This is a genomic window from Heliobacterium chlorum, assembly GCF_014502795.1.
In the GTDB taxonomy this organism is placed as follows: Bacteria; Bacillota; Desulfitobacteriia; order Heliobacteriales; family Heliobacteriaceae; genus Heliobacterium; species Heliobacterium chlorum.
In genome coordinates this window covers 75,210-90,960 of the sequence record NZ_JACVHF010000005.1, presented here as the reverse complement: position 1 = coordinate 90,960, position 15,751 = coordinate 75,210, and the positions used below count along the sequence as shown (strand labels likewise).

General features: G+C 44.8%; 17 protein-coding genes and 1 pseudogene. 4 read left to right on the top strand and 14 right to left on the bottom strand.

Features of this window, described 5'->3' with window-relative positions; translation table 11 throughout:
- Nucleotides 1-64: 64 nt before the first annotated feature.
- The gene (locus H1S01_RS07415; protein ID WP_188039451.1) at nucleotides 65-511 is read left to right on the top strand and encodes an ATP-binding protein; all 447 of its coding nucleotides are present in this window, start codon (nucleotides 65-67) and stop codon (nucleotides 509-511) included.
- 205 nt (nucleotides 512-716) lie between these two features.
- Nucleotides 717-1,613, top strand: coding sequence for a DMT family transporter (locus H1S01_RS07410; protein ID WP_188039450.1), 897 nt, complete (start codon nucleotides 717-719; stop codon nucleotides 1,611-1,613).
- 9 nt (nucleotides 1,614-1,622) lie between these two features.
- Here H1S01_RS07410 and H1S01_RS07405 read toward each other — a convergent pair whose 3' ends face one another.
- From H1S01_RS07405 to H1S01_RS07395, 3 genes are read right to left on the bottom strand one after another with little or no spacing between them, the layout of a single operon-like run.
- Nucleotides 1,623-2,438: an arsenite methyltransferase gene (locus tag H1S01_RS07405; protein ID WP_188039449.1), complete on the bottom strand. Its 816-nt coding sequence runs from the start codon at nucleotides 2,436-2,438 to the stop codon at nucleotides 1,623-1,625.
- A 35-nt stretch (nucleotides 2,439-2,473) separates the two neighbouring features.
- Complete coding sequence (locus H1S01_RS07400; protein WP_207732237.1) at nucleotides 2,474-3,088, bottom strand: class I SAM-dependent methyltransferase; 615 nt, start codon at nucleotides 3,086-3,088, stop codon at nucleotides 2,474-2,476.
- A 46-nt stretch (nucleotides 3,089-3,134) separates the two neighbouring features.
- A complete protein-coding gene (locus H1S01_RS07395; protein ID WP_243237131.1) occupies nucleotides 3,135-3,563 on the bottom strand; it encodes a MarR family winged helix-turn-helix transcriptional regulator in 429 nt (142 codons plus the stop codon).
- Nucleotides 3,564-4,015: 452 nt separating this feature from the next.
- Here H1S01_RS07395 and H1S01_RS07390 point away from each other — a divergent pair, with 452 nt between their 5' ends.
- Nucleotides 4,016-4,834, top strand: a complete 819-nt coding sequence (locus tag H1S01_RS07390; protein ID WP_188039447.1) for a stalk domain-containing protein — start codon at nucleotides 4,016-4,018, stop codon at nucleotides 4,832-4,834.
- A 167-nt stretch (nucleotides 4,835-5,001) separates the two neighbouring features.
- On the opposite strand, the gene H1S01_RS07385 is transcribed toward H1S01_RS07390, so the two are convergent.
- The 6 genes and pseudogenes from H1S01_RS07385 to H1S01_RS07360 all read right to left on the bottom strand — a co-directional run bounded on the left by H1S01_RS07385 (nucleotide 5,002) and on the right by H1S01_RS07360 (nucleotide 9,530).
- Nucleotides 5,002-6,123, bottom strand: coding sequence for an MBL fold metallo-hydrolase (locus H1S01_RS07385; RefSeq protein WP_188039446.1), 1,122 nt, complete (start codon nucleotides 6,121-6,123; stop codon nucleotides 5,002-5,004).
- 112 nt (nucleotides 6,124-6,235) lie between these two features.
- Entirely contained in the window at nucleotides 6,236-7,237 is a 1,002-nt protein-coding gene (locus H1S01_RS07380) for an aldo/keto reductase (RefSeq protein ID WP_188039445.1), read from the bottom strand.
- A gap of 41 nt (nucleotides 7,238-7,278) precedes the next feature.
- On the bottom strand, nucleotides 7,279-7,665 hold the full coding sequence (locus H1S01_RS07375; protein WP_188039444.1) for a MerR family transcriptional regulator: 387 nt from the start codon (nucleotides 7,663-7,665) through the stop codon (nucleotides 7,279-7,281).
- A 497-nt stretch (nucleotides 7,666-8,162) separates the two neighbouring features.
- Nucleotides 8,163-8,672, bottom strand: a complete 510-nt coding sequence (locus H1S01_RS07370) for a hypothetical protein (RefSeq protein WP_188039443.1) — start codon at nucleotides 8,670-8,672, stop codon at nucleotides 8,163-8,165.
- Nucleotides 8,673-8,718: 46 nt separating this feature from the next.
- Nucleotides 8,719-8,883 (bottom strand): annotated as a pseudogene (locus tag H1S01_RS22505) (DUF169 domain-containing protein); the annotation flags it as partial.
- 221 nt (nucleotides 8,884-9,104) lie between these two features.
- Nucleotides 9,105-9,530, bottom strand: coding sequence for a MarR family winged helix-turn-helix transcriptional regulator (locus H1S01_RS07360; RefSeq protein ID WP_188039442.1), 426 nt, complete (start codon nucleotides 9,528-9,530; stop codon nucleotides 9,105-9,107).
- 156 nt (nucleotides 9,531-9,686) lie between these two features.
- Between H1S01_RS07360 and H1S01_RS07355 the strand changes: the two genes are divergently transcribed.
- The gene (locus H1S01_RS07355; RefSeq protein ID WP_188039441.1) at nucleotides 9,687-9,839 is read left to right on the top strand and encodes a hypothetical protein; all 153 of its coding nucleotides are present in this window, start codon (nucleotides 9,687-9,689) and stop codon (nucleotides 9,837-9,839) included.
- Nucleotides 9,840-9,885: 46 nt separating this feature from the next.
- On the opposite strand, the gene H1S01_RS07350 is transcribed toward H1S01_RS07355, so the two are convergent.
- The 5 genes from H1S01_RS07350 to H1S01_RS22260 all read right to left on the bottom strand — a co-directional run bounded on the left by H1S01_RS07350 (nucleotide 9,886) and on the right by H1S01_RS22260 (nucleotide 15,695).
- On the bottom strand, nucleotides 9,886-10,758 hold the full coding sequence (locus H1S01_RS07350) for a PP2C family protein-serine/threonine phosphatase (RefSeq protein WP_188039440.1): 873 nt from the start codon (nucleotides 10,756-10,758) through the stop codon (nucleotides 9,886-9,888).
- A gap of 98 nt (nucleotides 10,759-10,856) precedes the next feature.
- Nucleotides 10,857-11,756 (bottom strand): PP2C family protein-serine/threonine phosphatase, encoded by a 900-nt coding sequence (locus H1S01_RS07345; RefSeq protein ID WP_188039439.1) that lies wholly within the window; start codon nucleotides 11,754-11,756, stop codon nucleotides 10,857-10,859.
- Nucleotides 11,757-11,843: 87 nt separating this feature from the next.
- On the bottom strand, nucleotides 11,844-13,307 hold the full coding sequence (locus H1S01_RS07340; protein ID WP_188039438.1) for a trypsin-like peptidase domain-containing protein: 1,464 nt from the start codon (nucleotides 13,305-13,307) through the stop codon (nucleotides 11,844-11,846).
- Between the two features lie 18 nt (nucleotides 13,308-13,325).
- Nucleotides 13,326-15,299, bottom strand: coding sequence for a stalk domain-containing protein (locus H1S01_RS07335; protein ID WP_188039437.1), 1,974 nt, complete (start codon nucleotides 15,297-15,299; stop codon nucleotides 13,326-13,328).
- Nucleotides 15,300-15,374: 75 nt separating this feature from the next.
- Entirely contained in the window at nucleotides 15,375-15,695 is a 321-nt protein-coding gene (locus tag H1S01_RS22260) for an FHA domain-containing protein (protein WP_207732236.1), read from the bottom strand.
- Between the last annotated feature and the right edge of the window lie 56 nt (nucleotides 15,696-15,751).

Here is a 15,751-nt window from a genome sequence, read left to right as displayed (position 1 = left end):
TTTTAGGTGACTTTTTGCATTCCGCCTCCTATATACTCACAGCCACGTGTAAAGGAGTGTACCAATGGAATTTCATATGCTCTGCGGTCTGCCGGGCAGTGGAAAATCGACTTTGGTTAACCGGCTCAAGGGATATGTGGTATCCACCGATAGCATCCGAAAGTTTCTCTGGCACGACGAGGCCATCATACGCCATGATAAACTGGTTTTTGAGATGGCCCATCTGATGATCGACTACATGCTCGCCCAAGGAAATGCTGTCATTTTCGACGCCACCAATATGACACGAAGAAACCGTAAACCCTTTATCCAGTTAGCCCATAAACACGGGGCCACTATTACGCTCCACTGGGTAAAAACCTCACTAGAAACGGCTCTAGCCCGAAACGCTTCTCGCGATCGGAAAGTACCCGTAGCTGTGATTCGTTCCATGAATAAACGTTTTCAACCTCCACGAAAAGATGAGACCATTGATCACATTGTAGAGTATGAGGAAGAGGGAATGGAATAAAACTCAAGGCACGGTTATCATCAGCTTGTATTCGATAGTCACCGGTACGGCGCTTGTTGTATCGTAACGCCCATAGTGCTATCATGAAAATGGAAACAATCTTATGCTTAACTTTTAGGCAAAGCTAGAAATCTGGCTGGATTCGTCGTCCGGCTAGGTTTTTAAGAGCACCTAGGTTCACGATTACATTATGTAGGAGTTATCGATGAAATTTAAAGCTAATTTACTGCTATTAATGACTGCATTCATCTGGGGCTTTGCCTTTGTCGCTCAGCGGGTAGGTATGGATTTTGTTGGCCCCTATACCTTTAACGGTGTACGATTTGCCTTGGGCGCAGCTTCGCTTTTACCGTTGATCTGGTATTTCCGCCGAGATTCTTCCACAAAAAAAATAACGCCTGAGGAAAATTCCCCAAAGGCGTGGAAGATCGGCATATTGGCGGGAACAGTCCTATTTATCGCTGCTTCACTACAACAAATCGGACTTTTGTATACAACTGCTGGGAAAGCTGCTTTTATTACTTGCCTCTACATAGTACTGGTTCCACTGACAGGGCTGTTTATCGGTCACCGGATTACGATGAATACTTGGGCAGGCTCCGTTCTATCGGCAGTTGGACTGTATTTTTTATGTGTTAAAAGTGACTTTACCGTTTCCTACGGCGACTTTCTGGAACTGATCGGTGCTGCTTTTTGGACGTTTCATATTTTACTTATCGACCGATACGCTGCAAAAATGGATAATCTAGTGCTAGCCTTTTGGCAGTTCATAACATGTTCCGCTCTCAGCATGGTCGTAGCTCTAACGACAGAGGAAATCGTACCTGCCCTCCTGTTTCAGGCGGCAGTACCTATCTTGTACGGTGGACTTTGCTCAGTCGGTATCGCTTATACACTCCAAATCATCGGGCAAAAACATGCCGAACCCACTCATGCGGCGATTATCATGAGTATGGAAACTGTGTTTGCAACGTTGGGAGGATATCTCATCCTTGGGGAAATTCTTGGTCCACATGAGATCATAGGAATGGTACTCATGGCGGTAGGCATGTTGATAGCTCAGTTACATAGTTTTCAGATACAAAATCAAGAAAGCCTCTAACGGAGATCGTTACACCTTATAGGCGCGCACAAAGGCACTCATGACTGTATCATTTAGCTCATTAATTTCCGCCTCACTCATATCACGTAGATAATTATCCAAACCATAATCCCACACGTTATAGACTCGAATGATTTCAATCTCAACATTGACTAACCCTGCTTGGATCAGTTTATCTTTGTATTCGTTTTCGAGTAATGCTCCAGAGATACATCCTGCCCACGCCATTATGCTTTGCTGAACTTTATCAGGCAGTTGTTTTTTTAGGACGATATCGGATACCGCCAGCCGGCCACCGGGTTTTAACACTCGATGTATTTCGGAGAATACACGGTCTTTATCACCGGAGAGATTTATTACACAGTTGGAAATGACCACGTCTACGGAATTATCCGGAAGTGGGATTTCTTCAATATGCCCCTTTAGAAATTCCACATTGGTAATGCCGGAACGTTTTTGGTTGGTACGCGCAGTCTGAAGCATTTCATCGGTCATATCCAACCCGAAGGCTTTACCGCGTTCACCTACTCTTTTCGCGGATAATAACACATCTAAACCTGCACCGCTCCCAAGATCAAGTACCACTTCGCCCTCGTTAAGTTGAGCCAGTAATGTTGGATTTCCGCAACCGAACGACATTGAAACCAAATCGACGGGAATTCCTTCGAGAGAATCTGCGTCATAAATGTCCTTCGTAATCGCTTTGGTGGCCTCGCTCAGGGGATCTCCAGAACAACAACCAACAAAAGAGCTACAACATCCCGTCTTTGAAGTGATTGCCTTTGCGTACTTTTCTCTAACGATTTCACGAATATCGGTGCTCATCCTTGTTCCTCCTCCGACTTCACGCGTTCCCCTATTTATTTATCACCATGGGCTACAAAAATGCTTATCTTCGCTTGGGATGTCCCGGATTCAGACGTCGAACAACAGTTATCGCCTATACAATCAACGCTCACGTTGTGTAATCCAGCATGACACAACCATACTTTTATGTCTTCTCGCCGAAAACCTAGCCACCGATCAAATTGTTCAGTTCGAAGAAATTCAAAGTTATGTTCGTCTAAATCAGTAATAATCAATTTTCCACCCGGCTTCAGAATACGTACCATTTCTGTAATTGACTCACTCGGGCTATCCACGTGGTGAAGAAACATATTGGCAAAAACATAATCGACTACGTTATTTTCAATAGGTAGTGCAGAAGCATCTCCCACACGGCAATCGACTTTTTCCCCAAAACGAGATTTCAACTGTCGTAACATTTCCTCGGACTGATCTACGGCGATGACTTTTACACCCTTTTCTGTGAGACCTTCCGTAACATAGCCAGTTCCTGCCCCAATGTCCGCCGCCAGTGTGCCTTTTACTAGATTGGCTATACAGTAGGCTTTTTCACGAATCTTATCCGAAAAAAATTCCTGTCTCATATCATCCCATTTGTCGGCAACACGATCAAAATACTCTTTGCTCATCACAACGTTACCTCCTAACCAACAAAATCTGAGTCACCCGAAACAGTTATTGAAACGCTGTTAATAAGATTTGAAAACTTTCAAGAATTTGCGCTCTTTTATCGGTTGGTATGCGCTCCCAAACCCCTAGAAAGTAATTGTTCATGGTTTCTTCTATGTGTTGGAAAACCTTTTTTCCCGATTCCGTTAGTTGAATCGTAACGTATCTTCGATCCTCCGGATCAAGCTCTCTTTGGACTAATCCATTATTCACAAGATTGTTTACAGTCCTACTCATCGTACTGCTATCTAAACCGAGGCTATCGGCTAACAGATTTAGAGATACTTTTTTTCCTCTTCCGATTTCTACAATCGCATGACACTGTGCAAAAGAAACCCCGCAGCAACCCATTTCGTTTTTTTCTAAAATACCTAACTTGCGTTCAAGCTGTCGGATGATTTCGCGTAATTCCTTGGCACTAACGCCATCTTCCAATGCAAACACTCCTGCTCATGAAATCAAATTTCTTCCTCATCCAATAGGCTTACCTCATATTCAAACCATAACAGAAGTAGTTGTGTGTTGCAACTATTTTATATGCCATGAATTGTCTGAACCATAACTTTACTTTCCCCAATAAAAGAGCTTACCCGCAAAACTCGCTCAATAACAAGAGAACGAGAATAGTCGAGCTTTACGAAAAGAGGCTTAGCAATTTTGCTAAGCCTCTAGTATTTGGTAAATATGCTTGGAATTGTTCCATCCCTTTTCCTATGAACTTCCTCCCTATTTTATGTTTATCTGCGGATGTTTCTCTGCCTACCCATTCACTTAGGATAAAAATATCCATTAATGGCTTTGCCATGTTATAATTCTCATTAGAGCGATCACCGTACCAGCTGCACTAATTTTTCAATAAAGGAACTAGCATCAATGGAGGTATTTCGATGGAACGAAAAAAGCAATACAAACAGTGGCTAATTCCAGTAATCACTACACTCATTGTTTCGTCAACAGTTACTCCCACCTTTGCAGATGAAGGTATTTTTGTAAATATTGATGGAAAACCGATCTTTTTCGACGTTCAACCCACTGTCATTGAAGGACGCACGATGGTTCCGCTGCGAGAGATCTTTGAATCTCTCGGCGCAAAGTTGGTATGGGAACAGGCCACCAGTACGGTCAAAGCTACCAAAGGAAGCACCTCGATTTCCTTACCGGTCGGTAGTCATGAAGCTGTCGTCAATCACCGAACTCTTCACTTGGATGTTCCCGCAACCATTATTGAGGGAAGAACGATGGTACCTGCCCGATTTGTTGCCGAAAGCCTGGGTTGCTCCGTCGAGTGGGATGGGAATACCAGTACAGTGAATATTTACAGGGATTCTTCCGTAAATCATACACCCGATCCGAAGACTGAGCCGTCTGTGTCAAATGGGTCGTCATCGACCGGAGATCCCGCCGCATTGGAGTCAATTGAACAGTTAAAACAAGCAATGGAATACTACCCCGAACAAGGGGATACTTACGCCTTCAATATCGCTGCACAGTATTACGAGGTAGGCCACTATGACGAGGGGACAAAATACATCTTCATAGCGGTTGATGCAAAAAAACAAAAGCGGGAGAGCCTGTATAGCACATTCTCGTCTGCGGCCCAAATGCTTTTCAATCACGGGCAGGTGGAAAGAGCCAACCAATTACTCGATGACGCGATAGCAATGGATTCGGAAAATACATTACCCTATCAAATGATGAAAAAGTAAGCTATTGATTTGAAAATAAAATGGCGTGCAAACTAGTAAAAGTTTGACACGCCATTTTTCTTTTTTAGGCAATCATTGTCTACCTGTGATTCTTGCACCTAATTCATAAGCCCGTTCACAATCGAGGGGAAAGACGTCTTTCCGACTTTTCGCTTTTTTGCAGTGACTCAGTTAACCCTTTCCCACCACTGGGTAAAGCGTTGTTGCTCATTTTCCAGCTCTATCGGTTCTCCGATCATTGGCGTAAGAAGCCGGTAGTTTATATTTTGACTGGCAAACGTAATCCGTTTCAATGGATCATCCCAAGGATGGTTGGAGATCGCAAACTTTCCAGAATGGCCAGGTAATAAGGCCTTGGTTTTCAATTCTTCAGCGGCCGTTGCCACTTCTTCCGGCATCATGTGTATATTTGCCCAGCTCTTGTCATACTGGCCATTTTCCATGATCGCGAGGTCAAAACCGTTGAACATTTCTCCGATTTGCTTGAAGTGGGGACCATATCCGCTGTCACCACTGTAGAATATCCGCCGTTGCGGGGTGACCAGTGCAAATCCAGCCCATAACGTCTTATCTCTGGTGAGCAGGCGTCCAGAAAAATGGCGAGCAGGCAGTACGTGGACGGTAAAGTCTTTTTCTAACTCTAATGAGCTAAACCAGTCCCCCTCATGGATGCGCTGTTTTTCAAATCCCCATTGTTCAAAATAGGAACCGACACCTAAAGGGCAGATCACATTTTTAACTTTGGCTTTCAGCGCAGTCACTGTGGGATAATCTAAGTGATCCCAATGATCGTGAGAAATCAGCAAATAATCGATTTCTGGGATGTCATCTGCTGTGTATGGATTCGTTCCTTCAAATGCCTTATTCGCAAAAGAGACAGGTGCTGCGTAGGAACTAAATACGGGATCAATGAGAATCCCTTTTCCGCCAAGTTGCATGTAGTACGAAGAGTGACCCAGCCAAATCACGGTATCTTTCCCTTTGTCCAAAGCCATCAGATCTGTTTTGATCGCTGGAATCGGATCGGTCGGTCGCAGCCGTTCCTTTTTGGTAAAGAGAAACTCCCATAACGAGGAAGCAGAACTCTTTTCTCCGGTAAATTGAGGAGTGGGGATTAAATTTTGAAATCGGTTATCCAAGTAATGGGGAGAACTTTTAATTCTTTCAAGGTTCGAGCCGTCAGGCAATCGGCCAAACTTAGGATGTTGCAAATAAAGACCGATACCTAGCGATAATACGATAAGACCTAGGAATGAGATGAACAGCATTTTTCTTAACCAATCTTTCATATAATTCTCCGAAAATCCGATTTTGGACTACACTTTTTATAAAAGTAGCAAACCAAGTGCTCTTGGCGACTTGGTTAACTATCGAAACGTTCAATGACCACAACGTATGATTTTATTTTTTTACAAATTTGTTCTCCCGCGCACTGTAGCGTGGCCCTATATTCGGATATTTTATAATTACATTTTCTATCTGTTCTAAATCTGAAGCCGTAAGTGTAACATCTACCGCTCCTGCGTTTTCTTCCAGATATTTTTTCCGTTTTGTTCCGGGGATAGGAATGATGTTATCGCTCTGTACCATTACCCAGGCGATGGCAAGCTGCACCGGGGTGCAGTTCTTCCCCGCCGCAAATTCGGCAAATTCAGCTGCTAGATTCTGATTATTTTCCAAATACTCTCCATTATAGCGTGGAAGGTTTCTGCGGAAATCATTGGATTCAAGGGTGCTTACATTGAGTTTGTTTGTTATCAATCCACGACTTAACGGAGCAAAGGGAACGAAGGTTATCTCTAACTCCTTCGTTAATGGAAGAATCTCTTTTTCCACGTCGCGAGTTAACAGCGAGTATTCACTTTGTACCGCAGTAATCGGATGGACAGCGTGCGCCTTTTTCAAATCTTCCGGCGTACACTCACTTAATCCCAAGTAACGGACTTTGCCCTCTTTGACCAAGTCGGCCATGGCACCGACGGTCTCTTCTACCGGAACATGCGGGTCTACACGGTGAGCATAGTAAAGGTCAATGGTGTCCACCTTCAACCGTCTAAGACTGTTCTCCACGGCCTGCTTCATCCACTTCGGGGAACCGTCAATATAGGTATCTCCGCCCACAAAGGCATCTCCTTTGGCGCCTCTTACACGGAACCCGAATTTTGTTGCAATAAAAACCTTGTTGCGGTTAGGAACCAGTACCTTCGAAATCAGTTCTTCATTCGCACCATTTCCATAGATATCCGCAGTATCCCAAAAGTTTATTCCAAGCTCCAGTGCATATTGTAAAGTGTTAATGCTTTCGTTATCATCTGCCTGCCCGTAAGCTGCACTCATTCCCATGCAGCCTAGACCCACTGCCGAAACTTCTACGTCTGTTTTCCCTAATTTTCTGTACTTCATTGTAACTCTCCATTTCCTTAATTGTTTTTGAGCGCTCATAGCTAATGTTCCGGCCTTCTCAATTCTTTTTCTTTTTTGACGATTGCCTGTTCATATACTGCAATTTTATAATCTAGGCGCTCCAGCGTTTTCTTCATATCTTCGATTCTCGTGATGAGTTGTTTACGCTGTTCGATAAAAAGTTCTTTTCTTGCTTCAATCGTTTCGTCGCCCTGTTGGAATAACGCAACATACTCAATCAATATTTCAATCGGAAGACCGGCACTGCGCATACATTTGATAAATTCGACCCACTTACAATCTTCTTCGGTATAATCCCGGATTCCGTTTTTATTGCGGTTCACACGGGGAATCAATCCGATGCGTTCATAATAGCGGAGTGTATCCTGTGGAATACCCAATTTCTCACTGACTTCTGTAATGGTCATCGGTTTTTACCTCCCGATATTCGGTCATCCAACGTTCGGACATCTTCAGGCGGGTCTGCTTCCAAAGGATACGATCGTACGTACTACAGAACAATTAATTCATAATCCCGACTACCCAAAGGCTGCATTCTTTCCATATCCTCCTGGCTTAATTCAAAATCAAAAAAGTTTTCAATAATTCTTTCCTTTCTTTTGCATGATCTTCCTCCTTGAAAATTTTGTATCGTTAGTATAAAGCCTGGAGTTAACTCCAAGTCAAGTGATTTTTAATACTTTGGAGACACAAAAACGATTCGCTCGGGAAAATCACACAAAAATTAAAGAGGGCCGTCCAAAGATCAATGTTCTTTGGACGGCCCTCTTTGTATTTTTTTCGTACGTCCCTATCTTAGTTTTATCCTGTAAGGCTTGTTAAGTGTACTATTATGAACCTCGAAGTGAGATTGTCAGTTATGAGACCTAAAGTTTGATTTATGACCTCCCTTCGACCCACCTTGTCATTCGGGTACTGTCGTACTGTTTTTCCTCCACGGTTTAATTACAGATATGAAAACAAGAAATATTAGACTGGCGACCTGCATTGTCCCGAAGTACCGATTCATTGTTATGCTATGAACATAGATCGGATTATTTAAGGCCATCCACCGTTCTGAAGCGGCGATGGACGTGGCGTCATTTAGCCAAGGGCCTAGAAAAAAAGTGCCGAAGAGAATAGAAAAGACTGTGACCACCCATTTAACGGTAACCCACCTATGTTTGAAGAAACCCCATTTGGTAAACACCGAGTAAACAAGTCCCGTTAATAAGCTGGATATCGCCGCCGGGATAACAACGAAATCATCGATCAACTTAGCGGCAGCATTAGTCGCATAAAGTTCGTCACCATTCGCGGGTCTGCCGAAATAACTAATCATTATCATACAGATTCCTGCTCCCACCCAAACCCCGGACACAAAGATATGAAAACTTTTTAACCAGGAAACGCCCCTTGGTCCCAGTGCTTTCATTTCAGTATGCTCCTTTCGCTCCCCTGACTAGATGTTCGAAACAATGCTACTCAATTCGTGACACAATATGGAGCCACGTTTCTTTGGTTAAAAAACTTTCTTCCACCTGAGCTTCTAACTCTAAAAAGCGCTTATAGGGGATACTGAATGAAAGGATATCTTTGTCGATAACTTTTCTTGCCGATGGGTCCGTGAGTCCAATAAAACACTTTGACCCCTGTTCCTCAGATTGTGCTAGAAACCCCATTTTCCTTCTTGAAATTAAATGCCCTTCTCTGGTTTGACCTTTGAACGATACGGCTACCGGCTGATTTTTAAGCTTTATGGAATCAGCAATCTTACTGTTCATACTACACCCCTTCTGCGTATTTATGCTGCTTAAATCAATTTATCATTTTGGTTGTCATAACAACTAAAACGATAAAAAAATAGCTAGTCGAGATTATCATATATTTGATTTAATAGTTTTATCGTTTCTGCGACCTTCTGTTTTTCTATTCCCATGGTAGCTTCCTCGATTAATTGCATAGCTTTAGGGACTAACTCATCCCGCAAGGCCCGTCCGTGATTCGTCAAAAAGATTTGGTAGGCTCTTTTATCCACCGGATGTGGTTTTCGAACAATCAATTCTTTGATTTCTAACTTTTCAAGAATGCGATTCGTATTGGGCTTATCTTTGAAGATCATGTCTGCCAACTCTTTAGGGGTAATTCCTTCTTGCGCCCATAAACAGCTAAGGACAGACCATTGTTCAGGCGTAACATTATATTCGCTGAAGCGTTGAAGCAATTTATTTTTAAGTTTTGTGTTCGTCTTATTGAGAATAAACCCTAATGAATCCTCTAATTTGAAGTCCATCGATATTATCACCACCAGTTGTTCTGACAACTATATTATATGCTTGTAGTATTTTTCAGTCAACCAGTCAGATTCTTTTTGATTATTCCTCTTCATCGTTTTCAACATCCTAATGTCCATGTCGGGGTCAGCCCGCAAGTTTCCGGATCCTCCATCGTGACGGATATGCTTTGCGGAAGTGGCTGCGACGAAGGCGTAACGGCGGAAAAAGTATTTGGCGGTAAACTGATTTACGAACCCGATCCGGTCAAAGCGGCTCAACTGCTTTTAGAGCGCATCGATCAGAAGCGGGTGGCGTTGGGGATATAATCAAGTAAACAGTGAAGGCCAGGATGATTGTCCTGGCCTTCTTGCGTTAAAACTCACAGAAAAAAACAGAGATAGCCGAATAGTTGTCGTGATCCTCAGGAGCACGCTCCATGATTCGAATCTCCATTAATTCCAACCACGCGTCCGGTGTTTCTGCCTTAGACAGGTCTATCTCCATTTCTCTCTCCCAGACATGTTCCCAAAAACCATCCGTGCAGAGGAGAAAGGCATCACCCGGTCGATAAGGACCGGGAATTCTGACGATATCCGGTCGTATTGACTCCTTCTGTCCCAGTGATCGCAATACCCGGTTCCGATCTTCATGAAAACGTATCTCTTCATGTGAAATATAGCCGGCATCCGCCATAGCCTGAGACACGCTGTGGTCCTTCGTGATAAAGACAATTTTTCCGTCACGAAAATAGTAGAGTCGTGAATCTCCGATATGACCGCAGACGATTTCACTAGTGATTTCTTTTGAGAGTTCTTTTGAACCTTCCTTTGAGCTTTCCCTTGAAATTTCCTTTGAACTTTCTTCTGAATTTTCTTCTTCTGTCGATTCTTCATTTCTTGGTGTACTTGGCATAGTCCCCGATTCTATGTTTTCCGCAAACAGAAGAATTACGGCCGTTGACTTCATCCGATAATACTCACTATGCTCGTCCTGTTCAATCGTCACTTGTTTTTGGGCGGTTTGAAAGCATTTTTCTAAGTCTTCCGCCGTAGCTGTTCCGTCTTTTTTATAGTATTCCAATACAGTATTGACGGCAACCTGAGCCGCCCTTTCACCCCCACGGTGACCGCCCAACCCATCGGCGACGACCCAACAACCCTTTTGCCCATTATAAAAGTAATCACACCGATCCTGATTTGACTCTCTTCCACCTATCCGGCTAATCACAGCAGTCGTAAGCCTCATAAACCCTTTTCCTCCCACCTTACACCTACACAGGCCCGACAGGACCCTTTTTTCGGATTAACACTTGCCCTTCGTTGATGCAGCTATTCCGTTTGAATTCATGAATTCGCCATTTGGATAATCATCCACGCCGAAACGATAAAGAAAAGCAAAGCGACAGCGCCCCAGCGGAATCTAACAATAGTGTTGATTCGCTGGGTTTGCGGCAACTGCCGTTCTGTCACTCGGAATGGCTCATTTTTCTCTAACGCTAAAATCGCAACGGTTAAATTGTCTTGGTCTGGTCGATTTAAAGCCAGAACACGATCGGCCAAAACATAGCAGGCCTTCTGAGGGTCACCCGCCAACGCTTCTGCGATTTCTTGTTCCGATAAATTGGCGTAGAACCCATCGCTGCAGAGCAGAATTCGATCTCCTGCAAACAAGGTGTACGGCCGAATATTCCGATCGATTCTTTCTAGATCAGTCAAGCCGAGGTAACTTGTCAAGTGAGCTCCTTCGGCATGCGCCTCGGCTTCCTTTCGACCGAAGTCTCCTTGGGCGCTTTTTTTTAATAAATCCAAGCGATAGTTATGATCGGCATTTAAGCGTGTTAGCTTTCCTTGCCGGTAGAGGTAAACCCTGCTATCTCCCACTGTTACCCAAAAGAGCATATCCCGATAAATCACAGCAGCGGCAAGTGTTGTACCCGTCTGCCCTGCCAAATTAGACTCCATCGCCAGTTGAAGTATGGCAGTGTTGGCTTTATGTACACTCTTCCAAAGAGCTTCCGGCACCGATGTGCGACAAGATTCATGGTAATATTCGTAGAGCATGGTTCGAACCGCCAATTGACTGGCTTGACGACCACAGGACAATCCACCCATTCCGTCGGCAACAATAGCCATTACGCCGCCGTTGAGGACAGACGTCAAATCATCGATATCGGAAAAACCAAAGGCATCTTGCTGTTCTTCCCTTCTGCCAATATGCTGGAAATTCCCCGGAATGATTCTCATGGGTTCTCCTTCCGCTTCGGATGCTGATCCGTCTAGTGAAAAGGCTCGTGTTGAAAAAACACGAGCCTCTCAACGCCCCAGATGGGATTATCCTTTTTCCAGCAATACCTCAAAAATATTCTCTCGATCGGCGAGATAAAACCGATCTCCCGATTTGAGCCGGACAGGCTGATTGGGGCTGGTTCGATTTCCATTGAAAAGGTAGGTTCCATTGGTTGACGAACAATCTTCCAGAATGAACGTCCGACTGGGCTCTTCATAGCGGATACTGCAGTGAACCCGTCCAATATTGGTCTGATCTGGCGGGAAGATCACTTGACAAACCCGGGAGTCCCTACCTAATGTAAGGGGTTCCTTATCCATCTCAAAGGTTCGACCGATAAATGTGCCCACCAGTCCGCGAAGGATGGGCTTAGTCGACCGTGAATTCTCTGGATTAGTCGCAACGGGTTGAGTTACAGGGTTTTCTTGTGCTCCTTTTCTCTCTAAACCTTGCGGCCCGAGCCCTATGCTCTTTCCATTTGGCATGGTGCGATCTGTTCCATGATTAACTTCTGGATTCGCAGCCGACGAGGGTACCGCCGCTTTCTTTTTTGACTGTACCATCATGATGGCGACTACACTGATGAGAACAATCACCGAGATCACACCGATGACAATCAGCAATGTTTTGTCTTGAGATTGTGGAGTAGAAACTGGTGTATTCGCATTTCCAGTCCCGTTTACCTGCGAATTTGCATTATTCTCACCCTTAGTAGAAGTTGATGATTGATCCGGCTGGTTCAGGGGTTTAACTGCTGTATCTTCGTTGTCATATTTGATATTATTCCGGTCCAAATACTGCATGACTTCATCGCTTTGAATTGCCCAGGCAATCCCTTCGGATTCGATCTTTTTGACGTTAGGTTTTGCTCGGATCACGCCAACTACTGCCCCCGCTTCATTAAAAAGGGGACCTCCTGAGTTTCCAAAGTTTACGGCGGCATCTGTCTGATAATGATTAGTTCCTTTATCATCCTTGTTTCTCCCGCTGATCACACCACGGGTAATCTTTGATTCCGGCGGATGCTTGATTTGGGCAATGTTTGTCATCTTTTCGATATAGGCCGGGAAAGGATAGCCAACAGCATAAACAGCCTGGCCATCCTTGACGTTATCACTGCTGGCGAATCTGACTGGAGCTTTTCCGGATTTTTTGGTTAACTCAAGGATGGCTAAATCTTTTTCAGGCGACAGGCTTAGGATATGTGCCTGAATCGGTTCATCCTGATCCTTTACGTAGATGTAAAAATCGTAGCCCCTTACACCATCCTCATCCGTTACGGCATGCCTATTGGTTACCACATATTGTCCCTCTCGATCGACGATAAAACCAGAGCCGTACCCGACACGGTCATTCGCGAAATAGGTTCGGACGTGTACGACGCTTTGCCGCATCTGATTCGCGTCGGGTTCGGCTTGTGCGGTCTCGACAGAGGGAACAGTAACGATAATTAGAGAAAATACGAATCCAAGGAGGATGGCGACTAAATTATTTTTGATCCTTAGCATCGCTAGACCTCCATTTCCCTACTGTTTTTTGTTCGGCTCTCGCGTAATTGTGACGTTTTGGGTTGTCTCATCATATTCCATTTTGCCTTGGGCCACTTTGGCAATCCAGTTTATCGGGATCATGATTCGGCCATCCTTGAGCTCCGGTGCTCCTTCCATCGGTATTGCGATGCCGTTATCGCCCATGAGCTTAGGAACGCCCGGCCTAACCAAGTACCGAGTATTATCCCGAAGAAAGGAAGCAGTCTGAGTATCCGGATCCCAATCCACTTGAACTCCGGAGGTTTCAGCCAAAACTCGAACAGTGACGTAGATTATGCCATTTCGAATATAGGGGGCTACATCGGTTGTATATTTTTTATAGTTTTTATAAAAAACTTTTTCGCCGATTTTAAAGGTTAGGTCGGCGGTTTGTGGCTCGAAGGACGGGGTTTGGGGGGGATCTGTGTGTTTTGTTGTCGTACTCGAGGACGTTGTGATATTTGTATTACCGGGGGGTTCTTTTTTAGATGGTTCTTTAACATAAATCGCCAAACCAACCACTATTAAAATAGCAGCGACTGCGCCTGCAGCTATTTTCATCAACGTTTTGTTGTTTGAGTTGAACTGTATAATCGTTGTTCCACCCGAATCTGATGCAACCATTGACGGATTTATTCCATTGACCGAACTTACTCCTGGAGCATTGCCAGAAATGGGACTCGGAGCGGATTCGGGTACGGCATACGGGATAGCTCCAGGTATTCCAGCCGATATGTTCCTTGGTGAAGCGCTGGATGGACTACCCAGGTTGAAGCCCGGCATACTACTCGGGGTGATATTCGGCATGGCGACGGGTACGCTGCCGGGTGCACCGCTAGGCATGAACGCAGCTTGAGGAACAGCGTAATGGTTTGTGGTACCCCCTGGAGCGACCGATCTAAACGGTTGGTAACATTGACTGCAGGCCATATTCTCAATAGATGTGTTGGATGAGACTCGATTTTGGGCACCGCAATGTGCACAAGTGATAATCCGGTCGTCTAACACCAAGTTCGAACCGGCTAAAGCCATCTGAAACTCTTTAACACTTTGATAGCGATTTTCTGCTTTAACAGACAACCCTTTCAGCAGCGCCCATTCGAATTCCCGCTGAATGGTTACCCCTAGCTGCGAGGGAGCCTGAAGAAGATCGGCATGCAGTCGATCGATCGCTGCCGGTGGAATAATCCCCGTTATGGCCATGTATAGAGTCGCTGTAAGGGAATAAATATCGGTCCATGGCCCTTGGTGTCCTCGGCTGCGGTATTGTTCCTCCGGAGAGAACCCGGGTTTCAACAGAATCGAGATGTTCTGCGTAAAATCACCAAGGGCGTAACGAGCGGCGCCAAAATCAAGAATTTTAACTTGTTTCATTTTTGTTATGTAGATATTGTCTGGGCTGATATCCCGGTGAAGCATCCCCGCAGCGTGCACTTCTCTTATCGCGTCCATCACCGGCATTAAGATACTAAGGGCTGTATCATAGGGGATGCGGCCAACGGAATCCAAGTATTCCTTCAGTGTCATGCCTTCCATGTACTGCATGACCATGTAGGCGGTTTCATTTTCCTGGTAAAAATCTTGGATAGCCACGATTCCTGGATGATGGGCAAACCGTGCTAAGGCTCGGGCCTCCTCCAGAAACTTATCTAACCCGTAAAGGTATTGGTTACGTGCGTTACCTGTGTAGATAAAGACCGTTAAGTTCCCGTAGGATCGAGTCGTGAGTTCGCGCGGAAAGTATTCTTTGATCGCCACGCGAGTGTTTAGCGTAGTATCCCAGGCTAGATAAGTGATGCCGAATCCACCATGGCCCAAAACACGCCCGATAACGTAGCGGTTTTTGAGAAAGGTTCGTGACGGGAGTTGATGGGGTAGAATCACGGCCGCTCCTTCCTCATAACTACAAGAGGGACAAACCGCTGCTTCCCCTTTCTGTCCCATGCAACCCATGCAAAGCTCTTCCCACATAGATGTTCCCCCTCATACGATTACCATTACCACTGACTAACATTGCCTTCAGGCAACCTGGAGAACTCATCCTGATCATGCCTTATCTTTTTTCCATTGAAATCGATCACCACAGAAGGGAACAAACTGTAACGTCGTTTCACCAATCTCAATCATGTCATAAGCTTCAATCGGTATAGGGATGGTGACTTCTTCGCCATTGATATACACCAACCCCCTTCCATCACCTGGATGCAAGCGAAAACTATTCTTCTTAGGGTCATAGCTTACGATTGCATGATTTTCTCGGGAAATCGTTTCGTCATCCCTGATGACAACATCCATCTTTTCCGAGCGTCCGATGAAATTTTTCTCACTATGAAGACGGTAATCTTTCCCTAGTTCCGCTCCTTCCACACAGACCAACCACCCCACCACGGGGTCACACCCTTTGACTTGAGTGATCCCCCTTG